Origin of the sequence: uncultured Adlercreutzia sp. (assembly GCF_958431955.1) — a bacterium.
Classification (GTDB): domain Bacteria; phylum Actinomycetota; class Coriobacteriia; order Coriobacteriales; family Eggerthellaceae; genus Adlercreutzia.
Window position 1 is genome coordinate 1 of sequence record NZ_CAUASN010000018.1, and the last position, 17,093, is coordinate 17,093.

A 17,093-nucleotide genomic window follows, 5' to 3' on the forward strand; every position below is an offset into this window, starting at 1 on the left:
CCCCCTCCCTCCGCGTCCTTCCCGAGAGGGGTTCCCACCTCCGCACGCTTCGGGCGCCCGCGCGACTTTACGCGGAGCGCCCTCGATCTTTCGCACCGAAGAATAAGAAGGGAAGGTGCCGCCATGGCCCAGATTAACCACATCCTCGGCGTCTGGGAGGCCTTGCGAAGCATCGACATCGCCGTCGATCAGAACCGCTGCGTGCTCGTGCGCAACAAGAACGCCTCGTGCCTGAAGTGCGCCGAGGCCTGCACCTCCGACTGCATCTCCGCCGACGAGGACGGTCAGCTCGTCCTGCGCACCGACGAGTGCATCGGCTGCGGCACCTGCGCCACGGCCTGTCCCACCGGCGCGCTCACCCCGCAAAACCCCACCGACCGCGAGCTGTTCGAGGCCTGCGTGGCGGCGCTGCAGGCCGCCGAGGGGCGCGTCGCCATCGTGTGCGAGAACATGCTTCAGGCCGCCGAGGGCCTCTACGATCCCGCGCGCGTCGTGGGCGTTACCTGCCTGGGGCGCGTGGACGAGAGCCTCATCGTGCTGCTCGCCCGGGCCGGCGCGAAGCGCGTCGTGCTCGTGGAGGGCACCTGCGAGGGATGCCGCAGCAACCCCGGCTCCGCCATGGCGGCCGCCGTATGCGATACGGCCAACGCGCTGCTGGCCACCTGGGGTGCGCCGGCGGTGGCCGAGGTGTCCCAGAAGCTGCCGGCCTTCGCCAAGCGCGGCGATGAGGCCGCTTTCAACGAGGGGCGGCGGGCCTTCCTCGCCGACATGATCGGCACCGCCCGCGACGCTGCCCGTGCCTCGGCCGAGGTGGCCGTGCGGGATGCGCTCGATATCCACGAGAAGAATGCCGAAGAGCCCCTCTTCCAGAAGGTGGGCGACGACGGCACGCTGCCCCACGCCCTGCCGAACCGCCGCACGCGACTCCTGAAGGGGCTCGCCTCCCTGGGAGAGCCCGAGGACGTCATGATCGGCACCCGGCTGTGGGGCCACGTCATCATCGACGCTGCGCGCTGCGACTCCTGCCAGATGTGCGCGACCTTCTGCCCCACCGGGGCCCTGCGCAAGTTCACGGAGGCCGACGGCGCCTTCGGCATCGACCACTTCCCCGCCCGCTGCGTGAAGTGCCGCTGCTGCGCCGACATCTGCCCTGAGGGCGCCATCAGCATCTCCGAGGAGGTCTTCGCCGTCGATCTGGTCGCAAACGCCTCCGAACGCTACGAGATGCGCCCGCGCGACGTGGCCCTGGGCCCGCACCAGATGTTCAACTCCTACAAGAAGCTCCTCGACTTCGACTACATCTACGAGCGCTGAGGCAAGCGCGTCAGAACCCGGGGAACGCGAAGGGGCGCCTGCGGATATGTCGCAGGCGCCCTGCAGTCTCAAAATTGGACACGCCGCAATTTCGAGACTGCCCCCCGCTCGCAGGCAGCCACGAGACAGATCCGCGCCGGGGCTAGCGGGAGGCGGCCAGCTTCGCGCGCACGGTGGCGGCGATGCCCTCGGCGTCCAGGCCCAAATCGGCGAAGAGCTGGCCCACCGGGCCCTGGCCGACGAAATGATCGGGAATGCCGAGCGTGACGGCTGGAACGGTCGCGCCCTGGCGGGCGAGCACCTCGAGCACGCCCTGGCCGGCACCGCCGGCGACGACGCCCTCCTCCACGGTGACCACGAGCCCCGTGGCCACAGCCTCGGCGATAGCCTCCTCATCGAGCGGTTTCACCCAGCGCATGTCCACCACCTGACACTCGATACCTTCGGCGGCCAAGAGGTCGGCGGCCGCGCGGGCCTGCCCCACCATGCGCCCGAAGGCGAGCAGGGCCGCATCGGCGCCCTCGCGTACCACACGGGCCTTCCCCACGTCCAGAAGCTCGGGCGCATCGGGCAGCGGTGCGCCCTCGGCCTCGCCGCGCGGGTAGCGCAGCGTCACCGGTCCGGGTAGCGTAAGCGCCGTGTGCAGCGCGTGCACGAGCTCCGCCTCATCGGAGGGGGCGAGCACGCGCACGTTGGGCACCATGCGGGAGTACACCATGTCGAACACGCCGTGGTGCGTGGGGCCGTCATCGCCCACCAGGCCCGCGCGATCGAAGGCGAACACGACGTTGGCCTCGGGCAGGGCGCAGTCGATGATCATCTGGTCCACGGCCCGCTGCATGAAGGTGGAGTACAGGGCCACCACGGGCTTCTTGCCCCCCGAGGCGAGGCCGGCCGCCATGCCGACGGCCTGCTCCTCGGCGATGCCCACGTCCACGAAGCGGTCGGGGAACTCGGCGGCGACGGTCTTCAGGCCCGTGCCCCCGGTCATGGCCGCCGTAATGGCCACCACGTCCCTGTCGCGGGCGGCCTCGTCGGCCAGGGCCGCGCCGAACACCTCGGTGTAACTCGGGTGCTTCGCGGGCTTCTTCGCGGCTTTGCCCGTGGCGATGTCGTAGGGACCCGTGCCGTGGAACGCCTCAGGGTCGCGGCGGGCGGGCTCGTAGCCCTCGCCCTTGCGCGTGACCACGTGCACGAGCGCCGGCCCGTCCATCTCCAGCACGAGCGAGAGGATGTCGCGCAGCTCGGCGATGTTGTGGCCGTCGATGGGCGCAGTGCACACGATGCCGAGCGACTCGTAGATCATGGTATGGGGAATCACCATCTGCTTGAGCGATTCCTTCATGTTCTTCCCGAACCCGAGCAAGCCGCGGGTGGCAGGGCCGCCCTGCTCCATGGCCGCCTGCAGGCCCTCGCGGGCCTCGCGGTAATGGCTGTTCGCGCGGATGTTTCCCAGATGCTTCATGAGGGCACCCACATTGCGCGAGATGGACATCTCGTTGTCGTTCAGGATGACGACGAGCGGCAGCTGCTCGTTGCCCATGTAGTTCAGCGCCTCAAAGGCCATGCCGCCGGCAAGCGACGCGTCGCCAATGAGCGCCACCACCTTCTCGTCGGTGCCCTTCAGCTGGCGTGCCTTCGCCAGGCCCGTCGCGATGGAGAGCGAGTCGGAGGCGTGGCCGGAGTAGTGCACGTCGTAGGGGCTCTCGTGGGGCTTCGTGAAGCCCGAGATGCCGCCGTAGGTGCGCAGCGTCTTGAAAGCCTCGCGTCGGCCGGTGAGCAGCTTGTGGGCGTAGGCCTGGTGCCCCACGTCGAACACCACGCGGTCGCGCGGCATGTCGAGCAGGCTCTCCAGGGCCACGATGATGTCCACCGCGCCGAGGGACGAGGCCACATGCCCCCCGGTGACCGAGGTGGTGGCGACGATCTCCTGGCGAATCTCGCGGGCGAGAATGGCCAGCTCGTCGTTGTCGAGCACCTTCAAGTCGAAAGGGGAGCTGATAGCGTCCAGTATGCGCGGTGCGGCCATGGGAATATCCTTACGATAGCTCGCCGGTCGGCTCGGGAGCCTCCGCATCGGAGGCGGAAGGCTCGGCGGAAGCGCCGGCTCCGGCCGCAGCACCGGCCGCGGGGGTGGTCTCATCCCCTGCGACATCTTCGTCGCCCGTGGCATTCTCGCCCTCGGCAGCAACGTCCGCGCCCGGTTCGCCCTCGGCGGCGGCCAGGTGCGCCTCGATGTCCTGCTCGGACAGGTCGCAGGCGGAAAGGCCCAGCTTCACGGCCTCCTCGTACAGTTTGAGCGCGTCGTCGAGCGAGATGTCCTCGGCGGACACCTCGTCCACGATCTGGGAGAGGCGCTCGTGCACGCCCTCGAAGGTGCGGCCCTCGGCATCGGCCATAAGGCTACACCTCCCCCTGCACGCAGGCTGCCGCGCCCGAGGCGCCCACCACGGCGTCGGAGGCGACGGCATCGGGCGTCGCAGCGGCGGACTCGCTGGCAGTAGGCGCTGCCTCGGCGGGCTTGCCCTCGGCAACCGCGGCAGGCTCGTCGGCCACGGCCGCAGGCGCGGCGTCCTCCGACGCCTGCCCCGCTTCCGCCTCCTCCGCGCTAGCCACGACCAGCTCGGGGGCCTCGTCCATGGTGCGGGCGATGCGGCCGAGCACGCCGTTCACGAAGCGCGGCGAGTCGTCCTCACCGCCGAAGGCCTTGGCCAGCTCCACCGCCTCGTTGATGGACACCGACACCGGCACATCCTCGCGCTGGAACATCTCGTAGACGGCCATGCGCAGAATGGAGCGATCCACGATGGGCATGCGCGAGAGCGCCCAGTTCTCGGACGCCCCCTCCAGCCGCTCGTCGATGGCGGCCTGATGCTCCTGCACCCCGCGGATGAGCCCGAGGGCGTACTCGGTCAGCGCCCCCTCGCAGATGCGGCCGAACTCCGAGGGCGCCTCGTCGGCGGCCTCGGGCGGCGCGGGCTCCGGGTCGGCCTCGGTGGCCACCAGGCAGAGCCCCTCGTCAAGAAGCTTCGAGGGCGATTCCCCCTGAAGCTCGCTCGTGTAGAGGACCTGCACCGCGAAGGCGCGGTCGCGGGTCCTCTCGTGTTTCCTTGAAGCCATCAACGCTCCCCTAGGATTTGAATTGGATGCCGTCGATGTACACGTCCACCGCCGACACCTCCACGCCGGCCTGGGTGGCCAGCGACTCGGCGATAGCGGTACGCAGCGCGGCAGCCAGCTCGGGCAGCACGTAGCCGTAGTACACCTCCACGTGGACGGCCACGTACAGCTTGCCGTCCTCGCCCATCTTCGTCTCGATGCCGCTCGTGGAGGGCTTGCTCGCCAGCATCGAGCGGATGCCGCTCGTGGCGAAGTTGCCCAAAGAGGCCACGCCGTCCACCTCGCTGGCGGCCACAGAGATAATGGTCTCCATGACGCCGGGGGCGATGGAGAGCCCTTCCACGTTCATTTCACTGGTCATAGTACGTCTCCCATCTGGGTTTCGATGAAGTCCGTCGTGGCCTCGCCGGCCAGAAACACCTCGTTTTCCAGCACGCGCTGGTGGAACGGGATGGTGGTGGCAATGCCCTCGATCACGAACTCGTCCAAGGCGCGGCGCGCACGGGCCACGGCCTCTTCGCGATCCTGACCATGCACGATAACCTTTGCGACGAGGGAATCGTAGTGCGGCGAGATTTTAGAACCAGGCCGTAAATAAGTTTCCACGCGCACGCCCGGCCCCGCCGGGGGGATGAACGTGCTCACCGTGCCCGGGCACGGGCGGAAGCCGTGGGCCGGGTCCTCGGCGTTGATGCGCAGCTCGATGGCGTGGCCCGCGGGCGTAAACGGCGCGCGGGAGGCGCAGCTCATGGGGTCGCCGGCGGCGATGCGCAGCTGCTCTTTGATGATGTCGGTGCCGGTGATCTCCTCGGTGACGGGGTGCTCCACCTGCACGCGGGTGTTCATCTCCATGAAGTAGAACTCGCCGCGCTCGTCGAGCAGGAACTCGATGGTGCCGGCGTTGCGGTAATCCACGGCGCGCACGGCCTTCAGGGCCGCCTTGCCCATGGCGCGGCGCAGTTCGTCGGTAAGCGCCGGCGAGGGGGCCTCCTCCAAAAGCTTCTGGTGGCGGCGCTGGATGGAGCAGTCGCGCTCGCAGAGCGCCACGGCGTTGCCGTGGTCGTCGGCGAGCACCTGCACCTCCACGTGGCGGGGGCGCAGCACGAGCTTCTCCAGGTACACGCCGTCGTTGCCGAAGGCGGCGCCGGCCTCGGTGCGGGCGGCCTTGTACTGGGCGGCCAGGTCGGCCGGGTCGTGCACCTCGCGCATGCCCTTGCCGCCGCCGCCGGCCGTCGCCTTGATGAGCACGGGATACCCCACCTGCTCGGCGAAGGCCGCGGCCTCCTCCACGGTGTCCAGGCAGCCGTCGCTTCCGGGCACGGTGGGCACGCCGCAGCCCTTCATGGTCTCGCGGGCGCTCGACTTGTCGCCCATGCGCTCGATGCACTCGGCGGCCGGGCCGATGAACACGAGGTCGTTGTCGGCGCAGGCGCGGGCGAAGTCGGCGTTCTCGGCCAGAAAGCCGTAGCCGGGGTGGATGGCCTCGGCGCCGGTGTTCTTCGCCGCCGCGATGATGGAGGGCATCACCAGGTAGCTCTTAGCCGACTGGGCGGGACCTATGCACACGGCCTCGTCGGCGTAGTGCACCGGATAGGTGTCCGCGTCCTCGGTGGAGTACACGGCCACGGTCTTCACGCCCAGCTCGCGGGCGGCGCGCATGATGCGCAGGGCCACTTCGCCGCGGTTCGCGACGAGAATCTTGTTGAACATGACTAGTTCTCCGGGAGGGTCGGCACGGACTCGTGGGGCTCCACGTAGAAGAGCACGGTGCCGTACTCGACCGGCGTGGCGTCCGACAGGCACACCTCGCGCACGGTACCCATCTCCTCGGCCGTGATCTCGTTCATGAGCTTCATGGCCTCCACGATGCACAGCGTCTCGTTGGCGGCCACCTCGTCGCCCACCTTCACGAAGGGCGGCTCGCCGGGCGCGGGGGCCTCGTAGTAGGTGCCCACCATGGGGGCCACCACGGGCTTCCAGCTGGCCGGGCGGTCGCTGGCCGGCTCGGCAGCCGGAGCCGGGGCAGCCGGGGCCGGGGCGGCCTGGGCCACCGGAGCGGCAGCAGCGGGAGCCGCGGCGGCAGGCGCGCCCTGACCGGGCATGCGCACGGCGATGCGGACGCCCTCTTCCTCAACTACGATCTCGCCGACGCCGCTCTCCTCGGCAACGCGAACCAGCTCGCGAATCTGATTGATATCCACGTAATCGTCCTCCTTGGTGCCGCTGGATTCCTGCTCCAGCATGAAATCGACCTTCTCGGAAACACGGTGCTTGGAAAGGTAGGTGCGGGCCTCGTTCGGGAACAGGGCGTACATGAGCACGTCCTCCTCGCTGTGGGCCAAATCCCCGATCTCGTTGGCCACCTCGTCGTAGGTGGTGGTCACAAGGGTGCCCGGCGCGATGCTCGGATCCAAAATCTCTGAGTCGCCGGCCACCTTCGCCACGATCTCCTTGTCCATGTGCCCGGGCGCCTTGCCGTAGTAGCCGCACACGTAGTCCTTCATCTCCTTGGAGATGACGCTCCAACGCTTGCCGGTGAGCACGTTGAACACCGCCTGGGTGCCCACGATCTGCGACATGGGGGTCACGAGCGGCGGATAGCCCACCTCGGCGCGCACCTTCGGGATCTCGGCCATCACCTCGGGCAGGCGGTCGGCCGCCTTCTGCACCTCCAGCTGGCTGATGAGGTTGCTCATCATGCCGCCGGGCACCTGGTGCGAGTACACCTGCATGTGGATGAGCGACGACACGCCGCGCTTGTAGTGGCCGCGCTTGCGCATCTCCTCCCAGTACTCGGAGATCTCGAAGAGCAGGTCGAGGTCAAGATCGGTGTCGTAGCGGCTCTCCTTCAGGGCGGCCACGATCATCTCGACGGCCGGGTGCGAGTTGCCGAAGGCGAGCGGCGCGTGGGCGGTGTCGGCCACGGCCACGCCGGCCTCGGCGGCCTTCAGGATGTTGGCCGGGGCCATACCGCCGACGTAGTGGCAGTGGATGTGCACTGGCAGGCCGATTTCCTCGTTGAAGGCCTTCACCATGCGCTCGGCGCGATAGGGAGTAAGCATGCCGGCCATATCCTTGATGGCGATGGTATCGGCGCCCAAGTCCTTCAGCTGCTGGCCGTATTCCAGGTAGGAGTCCAGCGTGTGCACCGGCGAGATGGTGTAGGAGATGGCGCCCTCGAACAGCCCCCCGTGCTCCTTGATGGCCTCGGCGTTGTCCACCACGTTGCGGATGTCGTTCAGCGCGTCGAACACGCGGAAGACCTCGATGCCGTTGCGGTGCGCCGCGCCGATGAAGCGGTTGACGATATCGCGCGAGTAATGCTTGTAGCCGACCAGGTTCTGGCCGCGCGACAGCATGGCGAGCGGGGTGTTGGGCGTGTTGGCCTTGATGGCGCGCAGACGCTCCCAGGGATTCTCGTCCAGAAAGCGCAGGCACGAGTCGAACGTCGCGCCGCCCCACGCTTCGATGGCCCAGTAGCCCACGCGGTCCATCTTCGGCAGAATCGGCAGCATGTCGCCGATCTGCATGCGGGTGGCCCACAGGCTCTGCTGACCGTCGCGGATGGTCGTATCCATGATCTGAAGCCGTGGCATGAACTCACACCTCCTTATAGATAGTCAAAGATCAAGTTTTGCATTATAGGGGACGTCATGCACGCCCCGCCACGCGAACGCCCGATTTGCCGACAAGAAACATCAACGAAGCGGCGGGAGGAGGCAGCGCGGCGCGTTTGCGGGCATCGCTGTCCCGCTGCTGCGGGCTGGCGTGAAAGTCTCGCCCCGCTCTCTTCCCCGTTGGCTGCTACCCCATTCCCATCAGGCTAAACGCAAAGTTTACCCCGCTGGGGTAATAGCTTTTCGCGCTCTTGCGGCGCACACTGGCGCCATCGTTTCTCACTATGACGAGGAAGGGAGGAAGCGATCATGAGTATCAACGAGGAAAAGGCCGCAACGACGGCCGCACCGCAGGAGGGAGGGCCCGGCGGCCCGGGCGCCCATGCGGCGGACCGCGGGAGTGCTGAAGCTGCCGGCAGCGTGTCCGGAGCGAACGCCCCCAAGAAGCCGCGGCGGCGCGGGTGGATCGTCGCCGGCGTGGTGGTGGCCGTCATCGTGGTGGCCGGCGCGGGCTTCTGGGTCTGGCACGAGCAGCCGAGCTTCTGCAACGCCATCTGCCACAGCCCCATGGACTACTACGTGGAAACCTACGACGACGGCAACCCGCAGCTCGGCGTGACGGCCCACGCGAAGGCCGGCGAGGCGTGCCTGGACTGTCACACCGCCGAGCTGACCACCCAGGTGGCCGAGGTGTGCGCCTGGGTGTCGGACACCTACCCCATGACCGAGGACGGCACCATGCTCGCCACCGGCAAGCAGTTCGCGAGCGAGGAGTTCTGCGCACGGCCCGAATGCCACCACGCCGCGGGCACCTCCTTCGACGAGATCACCGCGAATCTGTGGGGCTTTGCCGGCAACGACGAGAAGTACAACCCCCACGCGAGCCACCAGGACATGGCGCTCGAGTGCGGCGACTGCCACAAGATCCACGAGAACCAGGTGCTCGTGTGCAACGAGTGCCACGATCTGACCCTGCCCGAAGGATGGGAGGCCCCCAATGCAGAGTAACGTCTCACGCCGCAGCTTCTTCAAGGGCGCGGGCCTGGCCGCCCTGGGCGGTCTTTCCGCTGCCGCGCTGTCCGGATGCGGCCACGGCTACGCGGCCGAAGAGCCCGCGAACCTGAGCGCCGGCGACTTCGGCGGCCCCTCCTGGCTCGGCGCGCCGCCCGTCATCGAGGAGTCGGATATCGCCGAAACCCTGGAGACGGAGGTGCTCGTCGTGGGCATCGGCACCGGCGGCATCCCGGCCATGATCTCGGCGGCCGAGAACGGCGCGCGCGTGCTCGGCATCGACCGCCAGGGCAGCCCGCACAACGTCCGCGAGGACATCGGCGCCATCGACTCGCGCCTGCAGCAGGCGTCCTTCGACGAGTTCCCCGAGTTCCGCATCGAGAAGAAGGAAGCCGTGGAGGACATCGTCCGCTACGCCAACGGCTTCGTGGACTACGACCTGGTGAAGCTGTGGGCCGACGAGTCCGGCGCCATGGTGGACTGGCTCACCGACATCGTAGAGCGCGACGGCAAGATGGTCATGGAGTTCGAGGGCGGCGTGGGCGATACCACCGACCCGGGCCGCGACAAAGCCTTCGCCACCGGCCACAGCCCCCAGCTCACCGACGCCGTGGCCGAGAACGAGGAGTGGGGCTTCGCCGAGTCCATCTTGGCCTACGCCGCCGAGCAGGGCGCCGAGGTGCGCTGGTACACCGAGTTCATCAAGTGCGAGACCGACGAGGCCGGGCGCGTGACCGGCGTCATCGCCCGCGAGGTGGAGGGCGAGCGCCGCTACCTGCGCATCAACGCCAGCAAGGGCGTCATCCTGTCCACGGGCGGCTACGGCAACAACCTGGAGATGATGGAGGACCGCCAGGCCTGGAACCAGAAGATTCGCATCGCGGCCCCCGGCTCCGGCGGCAACCCGACCGGTTCCGGCATCAAGGCGGCCCTGTGGCTCGGCGCCACCATGGACCCGCTCGGCGCGGCGTGCACCTTCAACCGCGCCTGCGTGAAGCCCGACCAGTACGCCGGCGACGGGGTGCTCGGCCGCTGGTTCTGGTTCGGCGAGCAGCCCTTCCTGAAGCTGAACCTGAAGGGCGAGCGCTTCTGCAACGAGAGCGGTCCCTACGACTACATGCTGCACTCCACTATCATGCAGCCGCACCAGACCTACGTGGACATCTGGGACGCGAACCACGCCGCCCAGGCCGAGGCCATGGACGAGGTGGGCTGCTGCCGCCTGTTCCCCTTCCCCAACGGAGCGAAGAACAACATTCCCATGGCCGTGGTGGACGGCATGATCGAAAAGCTCATCGAGGACGGCTACGTGCAGCAGGCCGACACCATGGAGGAGCTGGCCGAGAAGCTGAACCTGCCCGTGGAGACCACCGTGGCCTCCTGGAAGCGCTACAACGAGATGGCCGCCGCCGGCGAGGACACCGACTACTACAAGGAGAAGCACCGCCTCATGGCCATCGACACGCCGCCGTTCTACGGCGTGCGCACCGGCGCGTGGTTCCTGGCGACGCTCGACGGCGTGACCATCGACACGAACATGCACCCCTGCGACGAGAACGGCGACCCGATTTTGGGCCTGTACCTGACGGGCAACGACTCGGGAGGCTTCTTCTCCGTGAGCTATCCGAATCTGCTGACGGGCCTCGCCTGCGGGCGCACCATGACCTTCGGGCGCCGCGCCGGCATGCTGGCCGCCACGGGCCAGGCCTAGGAGCGGCCTCTGCCCTACGGGCCCGCAAGCCTCGCACCGGGGGCTTGCGGGCCCGCGGTCAGCACTTCGCAGCTACGACCTCTTCCCCTTTGCCCTTCCTTTGGGATACCGCCCGTCGCGCCTCCCTCCCAGCGACCAGCGGTTTTGTTTTCAGACCCCCAGCCCCGCGCGGGCCGGGGGTCTTCGCGTGTACAATGGAGGGAACGGAAGGGAGGGCCATGGCTAAACAAGAGGCGGGAAGCGCGGCGCTTGAGGCAGTGTCCGAGAACGGGGCGCAGCGGGCCGCTGCGCAGGAGAGCGGCGCGGGCGAAAGGGCCGTATCGTCAGAGACCGGCACTCCCCCGCCCGTGCGCCCGGTGCGCGGGTTCGCGGCGCTTCTGCTGGTGCTCGGGGCCACCGCGCTCATGAACGGCTCCATCTTTCCCCAGTTCGATGCCGTCTTCATGTTCGCCCGCGACATTTCCGTCACCTGCTCGGCGGCCACGCTGCTGGCACTCGGGCTGGCGGCCTACCGCGCCCCGGCCATGCTGCGCCGCCGGGCGATCGTCGTCAGGGCGGCGACATGCCTCGTCTTCGGCGGCGCGCTGCTCGCGGCCGGCCTCGCCTTCGCCTCGCCGGCGCCGCTCGTGCTGGGGGCGTGCGTCGTTGCCATCGGCCGCGCGGCGGCCACCGTGACGACCTCCCTGTACCTGGCGCGCCTCTCCTCGCATCAGGCAGCGGTGGCCATCGCCGTGGCCTACACGCTGCAGCTGGCCGCAAGCCCCGCGTGTGCGTTTTTGCCGGCTGCCTTGGGCGTCGTCCTCTTCCTGGCATTTCCCCTGGTCGCGCTCGCTCTCACGGCAGCAGGCGGCGGCTTCTTCTTCGACGCAGTTCGCGACCGCCCCTCGCCGAGCGATTTGTCCGTCACGCGGCCGGCCTCGTTCCTCGCGCCCTTCTCGGCCCTGTTCGGGTGCCTGTTCCTGTTCCAGGTGGCCTTCGGCTTCGCCCTGCGCTTCGACGAGGTGGCCGGCACCCCGCGCATGTCGCTTTTCTCGGCGGCACCGCTGGCGCTCGTCGTGCTCTATGTGGCTCTCTCGCGGCGGCGCTTCCCCGCCGACGGCGTGGTGCAATTCTCGGCCCTCGTGGTGATGGCGGGCTTTCTGCTGTCGGCCCAGCCCCTGCTCGCCGTCGGCGGCGGGGCGGCCGATGTGGCCCTGTTGAATGCCGGCAACGGGCTGTTCACCATGGCCGCCCAGATGGCGCTCGTGGCCATCGCCGCCCGCAACCCTTTGGGCGCGGTGACGGCCGTGGCCTGGGGCAACGGCGTGTCGGCTCTGGGATCGCTTACGGGAGCAGCCGCCGGCATGATCGCCAACGGCCTCGCCGCCGGCTCACCAGCGCTGCGGGCGGCCATTCCGGCGGTGCTTCTGCTGGTATTCGCCGCCTACGTGCTGGTGGGCTTGAAGCGCTTCACGTTCGCGGGGGCCATCGACGGCATCGAGCCTGTGGCCGTCTCCCCCGAGGCCGCCCCCGATGCGGCGCGCACACCCGAGGAGGCCTTCGCCGCCCGTTGCGAGACCATCGCCGGCGAGTTCTCACTCACGCCCCGCGAGGCCGAGGTGTTCGCCATGCTCGCCCGCGGCCGTGACCGCAGCTACATCGAGGAGGCGCTCGTCGTGTCACGCAACACCGTGAAGGCCCACGTGAAGCACGTGTACGCCAAGCTCGGCATCCACTCCCACCAGGAGCTGATCGACCTGGTGGAGGAGTAAGCCTGCTGCGGGAACGCGCTCGCACAGACAGCGAAGCGCCCCCTACGACAGGATTGGCAACCGCTGACGGGAGCAGCCCTTCGCACCAAACGCTCCCTGACTCCCCGAGCAGTTCCCAGCAGCCACTTTTCCGCGAACACGTCAATCGAGAAATCGTCTGCGAATTATGAACAATTTACTTGCCTTTTCGGAGATTTGGCCGACCAGCGCCCCTGCACTATAGAATACGGGGAAGAAAACGCAACGAGGGAGGCATTGTGGCCATTCGCATCATCGTGGATTCGTCGGCGGATATGGAAGAGGACTACGCGGCGGCCCACGGCATCCAGATCATCCCCATGACCATCAGCTTCGGCGACGAGGAGTTCGCCGAGGGGGTCGACATCACCCGCACGGAGTTCTTCGAGCGCCTCATCGAGAGCGATGAGCTGCCCCGCACAAGCCAAATCCCGCCCATGGTGTTCCAGGACATCTTCGCCGAGGTGGTGGCCGCCGGCGACACGGCCGTGGTCATCACTCTCTCCAGTCACATCTCGGGCACCTACCAGAGCGCCTGCATCGCGGCGGCGCCTTTCAAGGAGTCCGTCTTCGTGGTGGACTCCGAGAACGCCACCGTCGGCGAGCGCATCTTAGCCGAGCGCGCCTGGGCCCTGCGCGACGAGGGGCTCACCGCGGGCGACATCGCCTACTGCCTCGACCAGGAGAAGAAGGACATCCGCCTCGTGGCCGCCCTGGACGGCCTGGAGTACCTGCGCCGCGGCGGCCGCATCTCGGGCGCGGCGGCGGCCATCGGCGGCCTTCTGTCCATCAAGCCCGTGGTAGGCGTCGTGGACGGCAAGGTGGTCGTTTTGGGGAAGGCCCGCGGCTCGAAGGCCTCGCGCTCCATGGTGTTCGAGGAGATCGAGAAGGCCGGCGGCATCGACTTCACGCGCCCGGTATGGGTGGCCTACTCCGGCCTGTCCGACAAGATCGGCCGCAAGTACATCGCCGACTCGCTCGCCATCGCCGCGGATGCGGGCATGATCGAGAGCCCCGATGCCGTGGAACTGCCGCTCACGCTCGTGGGCGCCGTCATCGGCACCCACGTCGGCCCCGATGGCGTCGCCTTCGCCTTCTTCGCCCGGGAATAGAAGAAGCCTCCCGAAGGAGGCTTCCCGATCTGCGTGGTTTTCCCGCTTGATTAGACGCGCTTGATGACGCGGCCGTCGCGGGTGTCGATCTGCAGCACGTCGCCGATCTCGATGAAGGTGGGCACCTGCACTTCCTTGCCCGTCTCCAGGGTGGCCGGCTTCAGCGTGTTGGTGGCGGTGTCGCCCTTGAAGCCCGGCTCAGTGTGGGTCACCTCGAGCTCAACGAACATCTGGGGCTCCAGGCTGATGAGCTCGTCGCCGGCGTACAGCAGCGTGGCCTCGTCGTTCTCCTTCAGCCAGTCGGACACCGAACCAACCACGTCGGCGGCGATGGGCATCTGCTCGAAGGTGTCGTTGTCCATGAACCAGTAGTCGGCGCCGTCGTTGTAGAGGTACTGCATCTTCTTGGACTCCAGGCGCACGGAGTCGAACTTCGTGCCGGCGTTGAAGGTGTAGTCCACCACGCGGCCGGTCTTGATGTCCTTGAGCTTGGTGCGCACGAACGCGCCGCCCTTGCCCGGCTTCACGTGCTGGAACTCGACGATGGTGCACATCTTGCCGTTGTTGATGATGCACATGCCGTTCTTGAAATCGGCGGTAGAGATGGTTGCCACGAGTGCTTCCTTTCATGTTCACGCGCCGCGGAACCCTCGTGCTCGCACGTCGCGCCTGACTCAAACCGTTACATTATAGCCATCTTACGGGCATCCTGCAAAGGGAGCGCTACTCGGCAAGCGCGGTCTCCTCGGCCGGGGCGCTCTCGGGCGTCATGCTCCGCCGGCGCCGAACCGCCTCGCGCGCCTTCCCGTAGAGGCCCATGTAGGCGTTCACGATGACGCCGGTGAACGCGGCGCAGACCACGGTGCCCTCGCGCACGCCGGCCAGATGCCCCACGAACAGAAACGCGCACAGGGTCGCAAGCGCCGCGCAGGCGAGGTCGAACAGCACCTTGCCCGTGCCGAAGCGGATGCCCGTCTTGCGCACCACGGCCTGCACCACGGCCTCGCCGCAGTTCATCACGGTGCCCGACACCACCGTCATCACGATGCCCGCGGCGAGCACCGCCATGCCGACCGCAAGCCACAGCCACGACGCGGCATAACTCGCGGGCTCGGCAGCACCGATGAGCGCCATAAACCAATCGATGCACAGACCGAAGAACACCGAGATGGGAATCTGCCACAAATCGACCAGGCGGAAGTCGCGCCGCAGAAGCGCCACCTGCACCAACACGAGCGCGCACTGCCAGCCCAGCATGAACGTGCCGAAACTGACGGCGGGAAAGCCGAGCGAGAGCACGTTGGGCGTGGCGGAAATGGGCGAGTTGCCCAGATTCGCCTTCACCACCACATCGATGCCGAGGGCCATGACCGCGATGCCCGCCAGCATGAGCACCACGCGGCCGGCCAGGAAGAGCACGGCCCGCGGGCTGCGCTGGCGCCAGCGGGGCTCGCCTGCCGCGCCGTCAGCAACCGTTCGCGCGGCAGCTCGGGGCGCGGGGGCCGGCGTTGCGCCGGATGAGGATCTGTCGGACGGATCGGCAGATGCGCCCGAGCGCTCGCGCCCCATGGATTTGCCCTTGGTCCGAATCTCGCTCCCACGATTGATCTTCCGTTCCGTCATCGTTTCCTCACCGTCCTCTCCGGCATCGCGGCTTTCGCTTACCCTTTCAGTTATAAGGCACGGTGCCGCGCGAGAGCCCGCACAATTACGCGAGCACAACCACGAGAAGGCCAGACGGCCAACACCCCGCCGCTCACCGCCGACGAACGGCAGCTGGGGCGCGGGCAGGAAAAGATGGCTACCGCTCGTCCTCAGGCAGCTCCAACGACTCAATGCAGTCGATCATCTCCTGGCGATCCCCCACGCCGAGTTTCTGGTAGATGCGAGTGATATGGGTCTTCACCGTTCCGCGCGAGAGATAGAGGCGCTCGGCGATGTGGGGGACGCTGCGGCCGCGCACCACGAGACTCAGGACCTCTGCCTCGCGGGGCGAGAGCCCATAGAGGCGAATCGCCTCCTCGCACTGACGTGCGAAGTAAAGGGCCTCGGCGTGGGGATAGACGACGTCCGGGTTCAGCCGCCCGCGCTCCAGAATGTTCCCCCGGTCGAACACGAGCACCACCGCGAGGACCAGAACGCACGCCGCCACAAGAACGTACAGGGTCGTGTTGCCACCGCGAGCACCGAGCTGCCCGAGGGCTGCCATGAGTCCCAAGGCCACCATGGGAACGAAGCTCTCCAGGGCGCGGTACCAGCCGAAGGCCGCGCCCGCCCGCACGCCGCTCTGGCGGCAGGCCGTCGCCACCATGACGAAGCAGAACAAATCGAAGCACGTGAACCCCACCGACACGACGGCCGCCCCCACGCCACGGAACCCCTCGAACGCGGCCACGAGCAGCAGCCCCACCATGACGAGGGGCAGCACCAGCTTGTACACATAGCGATAGGAGACGACTCCCTCGAAAACGCAGGAGGCGACGAGCAGGCAGGCCATAACGGCGAAGGCCGCACCCGCGACGACGGAACCGGGAAAGGCCGCCGACAGACCCGCCTGCGCCCCGAGGATCATGACCCACGTCACGATGCCGAACAGCGTGAAGACGAGCAGCAGGCGCCAGACCGACGAGAGGAAGCGGCTCACCCCGTCATGCGACCCCGATGCGGCAGGCGGGGTCTCCCCACAATCGGGAGGGACCTCGCCCTGCGTAGGCCGCAGTGCGCCCTCCCCCGCCGCGCATCCGCCCGTCGCTCGAAAGCACAAGCCCATCGAGAGCGGCAGAAGCAGCGCGAACAGCCCACACTGCAAGAACCCGCGCGTCGCGCCGATGACGAGGAAGGCCAGCGTCGCCACGCAGAAGGCGGCCAGGGCCCGCTGGGTGAGCGCTGAACCCTCCAGCTCGCTGAAGCGCATCCCCCAGGCGACGATCACGAAGGCCGCGCACACCCGTGTTGCCCCCTTGTATGCAAGTGAGGCCTCGGACGAGCCCGCCAGTCCGACCGACCACAAGACCCAGGCTCCGAGCACCGCTGCAGCCGCCGCCACGGCAGCAGCGAAGGCCAGGGCGAAGAAGGATCGGAATCGGGAGAGCAGCACGGCGATGGCGATGTAGCTCCCCACGTTGCAGACCGACGAGACGACCGTGGACACCTCGATGCCAGGCCCTCCGCCCGAGCCCACAAGCGGCGGAGCGAAGATATCCACCAAGTTCCACGCGTAGAACGCCGCCAAGCCGAAAATATAGATGAACGACGTTTTGTCGGAGAAAATGCCCGATAAACCGTGTCCTACTTTTTGGCAGACACGGCCCAAGCCATATTTGGCCGTTTGGTCAGATGACATGGTCCCTCCATTCCCTTAGCCTCGTCCATGCCCGGTGCAACGGGCGCGGCGGCCGGGAGCAGACGCCGTGCGGAAGATGCAAATCGCAAGTATAGC

At 67.8% G+C, this 17,093-nt stretch carries 14 protein-coding genes; 5 read left to right on the forward strand and 9 right to left on the reverse strand.

Translation table 11 applies throughout. The features are described from left to right. Positions 1 to 123 precede the first annotated feature (123 nt). On the forward strand, positions 124 to 1,314 hold the full coding sequence (locus Q5064_RS06885) for a 4Fe-4S binding protein (protein WP_302963285.1): 1,191 nt from the start codon (positions 124 to 126) through the stop codon (positions 1,312 to 1,314). A 142-nt stretch (positions 1,315 to 1,456) separates the two neighbouring features. Here the strand turns inward: Q5064_RS06885 and dxs are convergent, their stop codons facing one another. Genes dxs through accB form a run of 6 tightly spaced genes read right to left on the reverse strand, consistent with a single transcriptional unit; the run spans position 1,457 to position 8,030 of the window. Continuing rightward, positions 1,457 to 3,343, reverse strand: a complete 1,887-nt coding sequence (dxs, locus tag Q5064_RS06890; protein ID WP_302963286.1) for a 1-deoxy-D-xylulose-5-phosphate synthase — start codon at positions 3,341 to 3,343, stop codon at positions 1,457 to 1,459. Positions 3,344 to 3,353: 10 nt separating this feature from the next. Continuing rightward, positions 3,354 to 3,713, reverse strand: a complete 360-nt coding sequence (locus tag Q5064_RS06895) for an exodeoxyribonuclease VII small subunit (RefSeq protein ID WP_302963288.1) — start codon at positions 3,711 to 3,713, stop codon at positions 3,354 to 3,356. Between the two features lie 4 nt (positions 3,714 to 3,717). Beyond that, entirely contained in the window at positions 3,718 to 4,434 is a 717-nt protein-coding gene (gene nusB / locus Q5064_RS06900) for a transcription antitermination factor NusB (protein WP_302963290.1), read from the reverse strand. Between the two features lie 10 nt (positions 4,435 to 4,444). Then, positions 4,445 to 4,795, reverse strand: a complete 351-nt coding sequence (locus Q5064_RS06905) for an Asp23/Gls24 family envelope stress response protein (protein WP_302963292.1) — start codon at positions 4,793 to 4,795, stop codon at positions 4,445 to 4,447. Then, positions 4,792 to 6,144, reverse strand: coding sequence for an acetyl-CoA carboxylase biotin carboxylase subunit (gene accC, locus Q5064_RS06910; protein WP_302963293.1), 1,353 nt, complete (start codon positions 6,142 to 6,144; stop codon positions 4,792 to 4,794). Before accC ends, Q5064_RS06905 begins: the two co-directional genes overlap by 4 nt. 2 nt (positions 6,145 to 6,146) lie before the next feature. Then, positions 6,147 to 8,030 (reverse strand): acetyl-CoA carboxylase biotin carboxyl carrier protein, encoded by a 1,884-nt coding sequence (gene accB, locus Q5064_RS06915; RefSeq protein ID WP_302963294.1) that lies wholly within the window; start codon positions 8,028 to 8,030, stop codon positions 6,147 to 6,149. A 330-nt stretch (positions 8,031 to 8,360) separates the two neighbouring features. On the opposite strand from accB, the gene Q5064_RS06920 reads away from it, so the two are divergent. The 4 genes from Q5064_RS06920 to Q5064_RS06935 all read left to right on the forward strand — a co-directional run bounded on the left by Q5064_RS06920 (position 8,361) and on the right by Q5064_RS06935 (position 13,654). Next, positions 8,361 to 9,059: a cytochrome c3 family protein gene (locus tag Q5064_RS06920; protein WP_302963295.1), complete on the forward strand. Its 699-nt coding sequence runs from the start codon at positions 8,361 to 8,363 to the stop codon at positions 9,057 to 9,059. Next, positions 9,049 to 10,773, forward strand: coding sequence for an FAD-binding protein (locus tag Q5064_RS06925; RefSeq protein WP_302963296.1), 1,725 nt, complete (start codon positions 9,049 to 9,051; stop codon positions 10,771 to 10,773). Before Q5064_RS06920 ends, Q5064_RS06925 begins: the two co-directional genes overlap by 11 nt. 218 nt (positions 10,774 to 10,991) lie before the next feature. Continuing rightward, positions 10,992 to 12,524: a response regulator transcription factor gene (locus tag Q5064_RS06930; protein ID WP_302963298.1), complete on the forward strand. Its 1,533-nt coding sequence runs from the start codon at positions 10,992 to 10,994 to the stop codon at positions 12,522 to 12,524. A 257-nt stretch (positions 12,525 to 12,781) separates the two neighbouring features. Continuing rightward, on the forward strand, positions 12,782 to 13,654 hold the full coding sequence (locus tag Q5064_RS06935) for a DegV family protein (protein ID WP_302963300.1): 873 nt from the start codon (positions 12,782 to 12,784) through the stop codon (positions 13,652 to 13,654). Positions 13,655 to 13,704: 50 nt separating this feature from the next. On the opposite strand, the gene efp is transcribed toward Q5064_RS06935, so the two are convergent. From efp to Q5064_RS06950, 3 genes are all read right to left on the reverse strand, one after another. Then, complete coding sequence (gene efp / locus Q5064_RS06940) at positions 13,705 to 14,268, reverse strand: elongation factor P (RefSeq protein ID WP_302963301.1); 564 nt, start codon at positions 14,266 to 14,268, stop codon at positions 13,705 to 13,707. A 109-nt stretch (positions 14,269 to 14,377) separates the two neighbouring features. Further along, a complete protein-coding gene (locus Q5064_RS06945) occupies positions 14,378 to 15,277 on the reverse strand; it encodes a YitT family protein (protein WP_302963302.1) in 900 nt (299 codons plus the stop codon). A gap of 178 nt (positions 15,278 to 15,455) precedes the next feature. Further along, the gene (locus Q5064_RS06950) at positions 15,456 to 16,859 is read right to left on the reverse strand and encodes a helix-turn-helix transcriptional regulator (RefSeq protein ID WP_302963303.1); all 1,404 of its coding nucleotides are present in this window, start codon (positions 16,857 to 16,859) and stop codon (positions 15,456 to 15,458) included. Positions 16,860 to 17,093 lie beyond the last annotated feature (234 nt).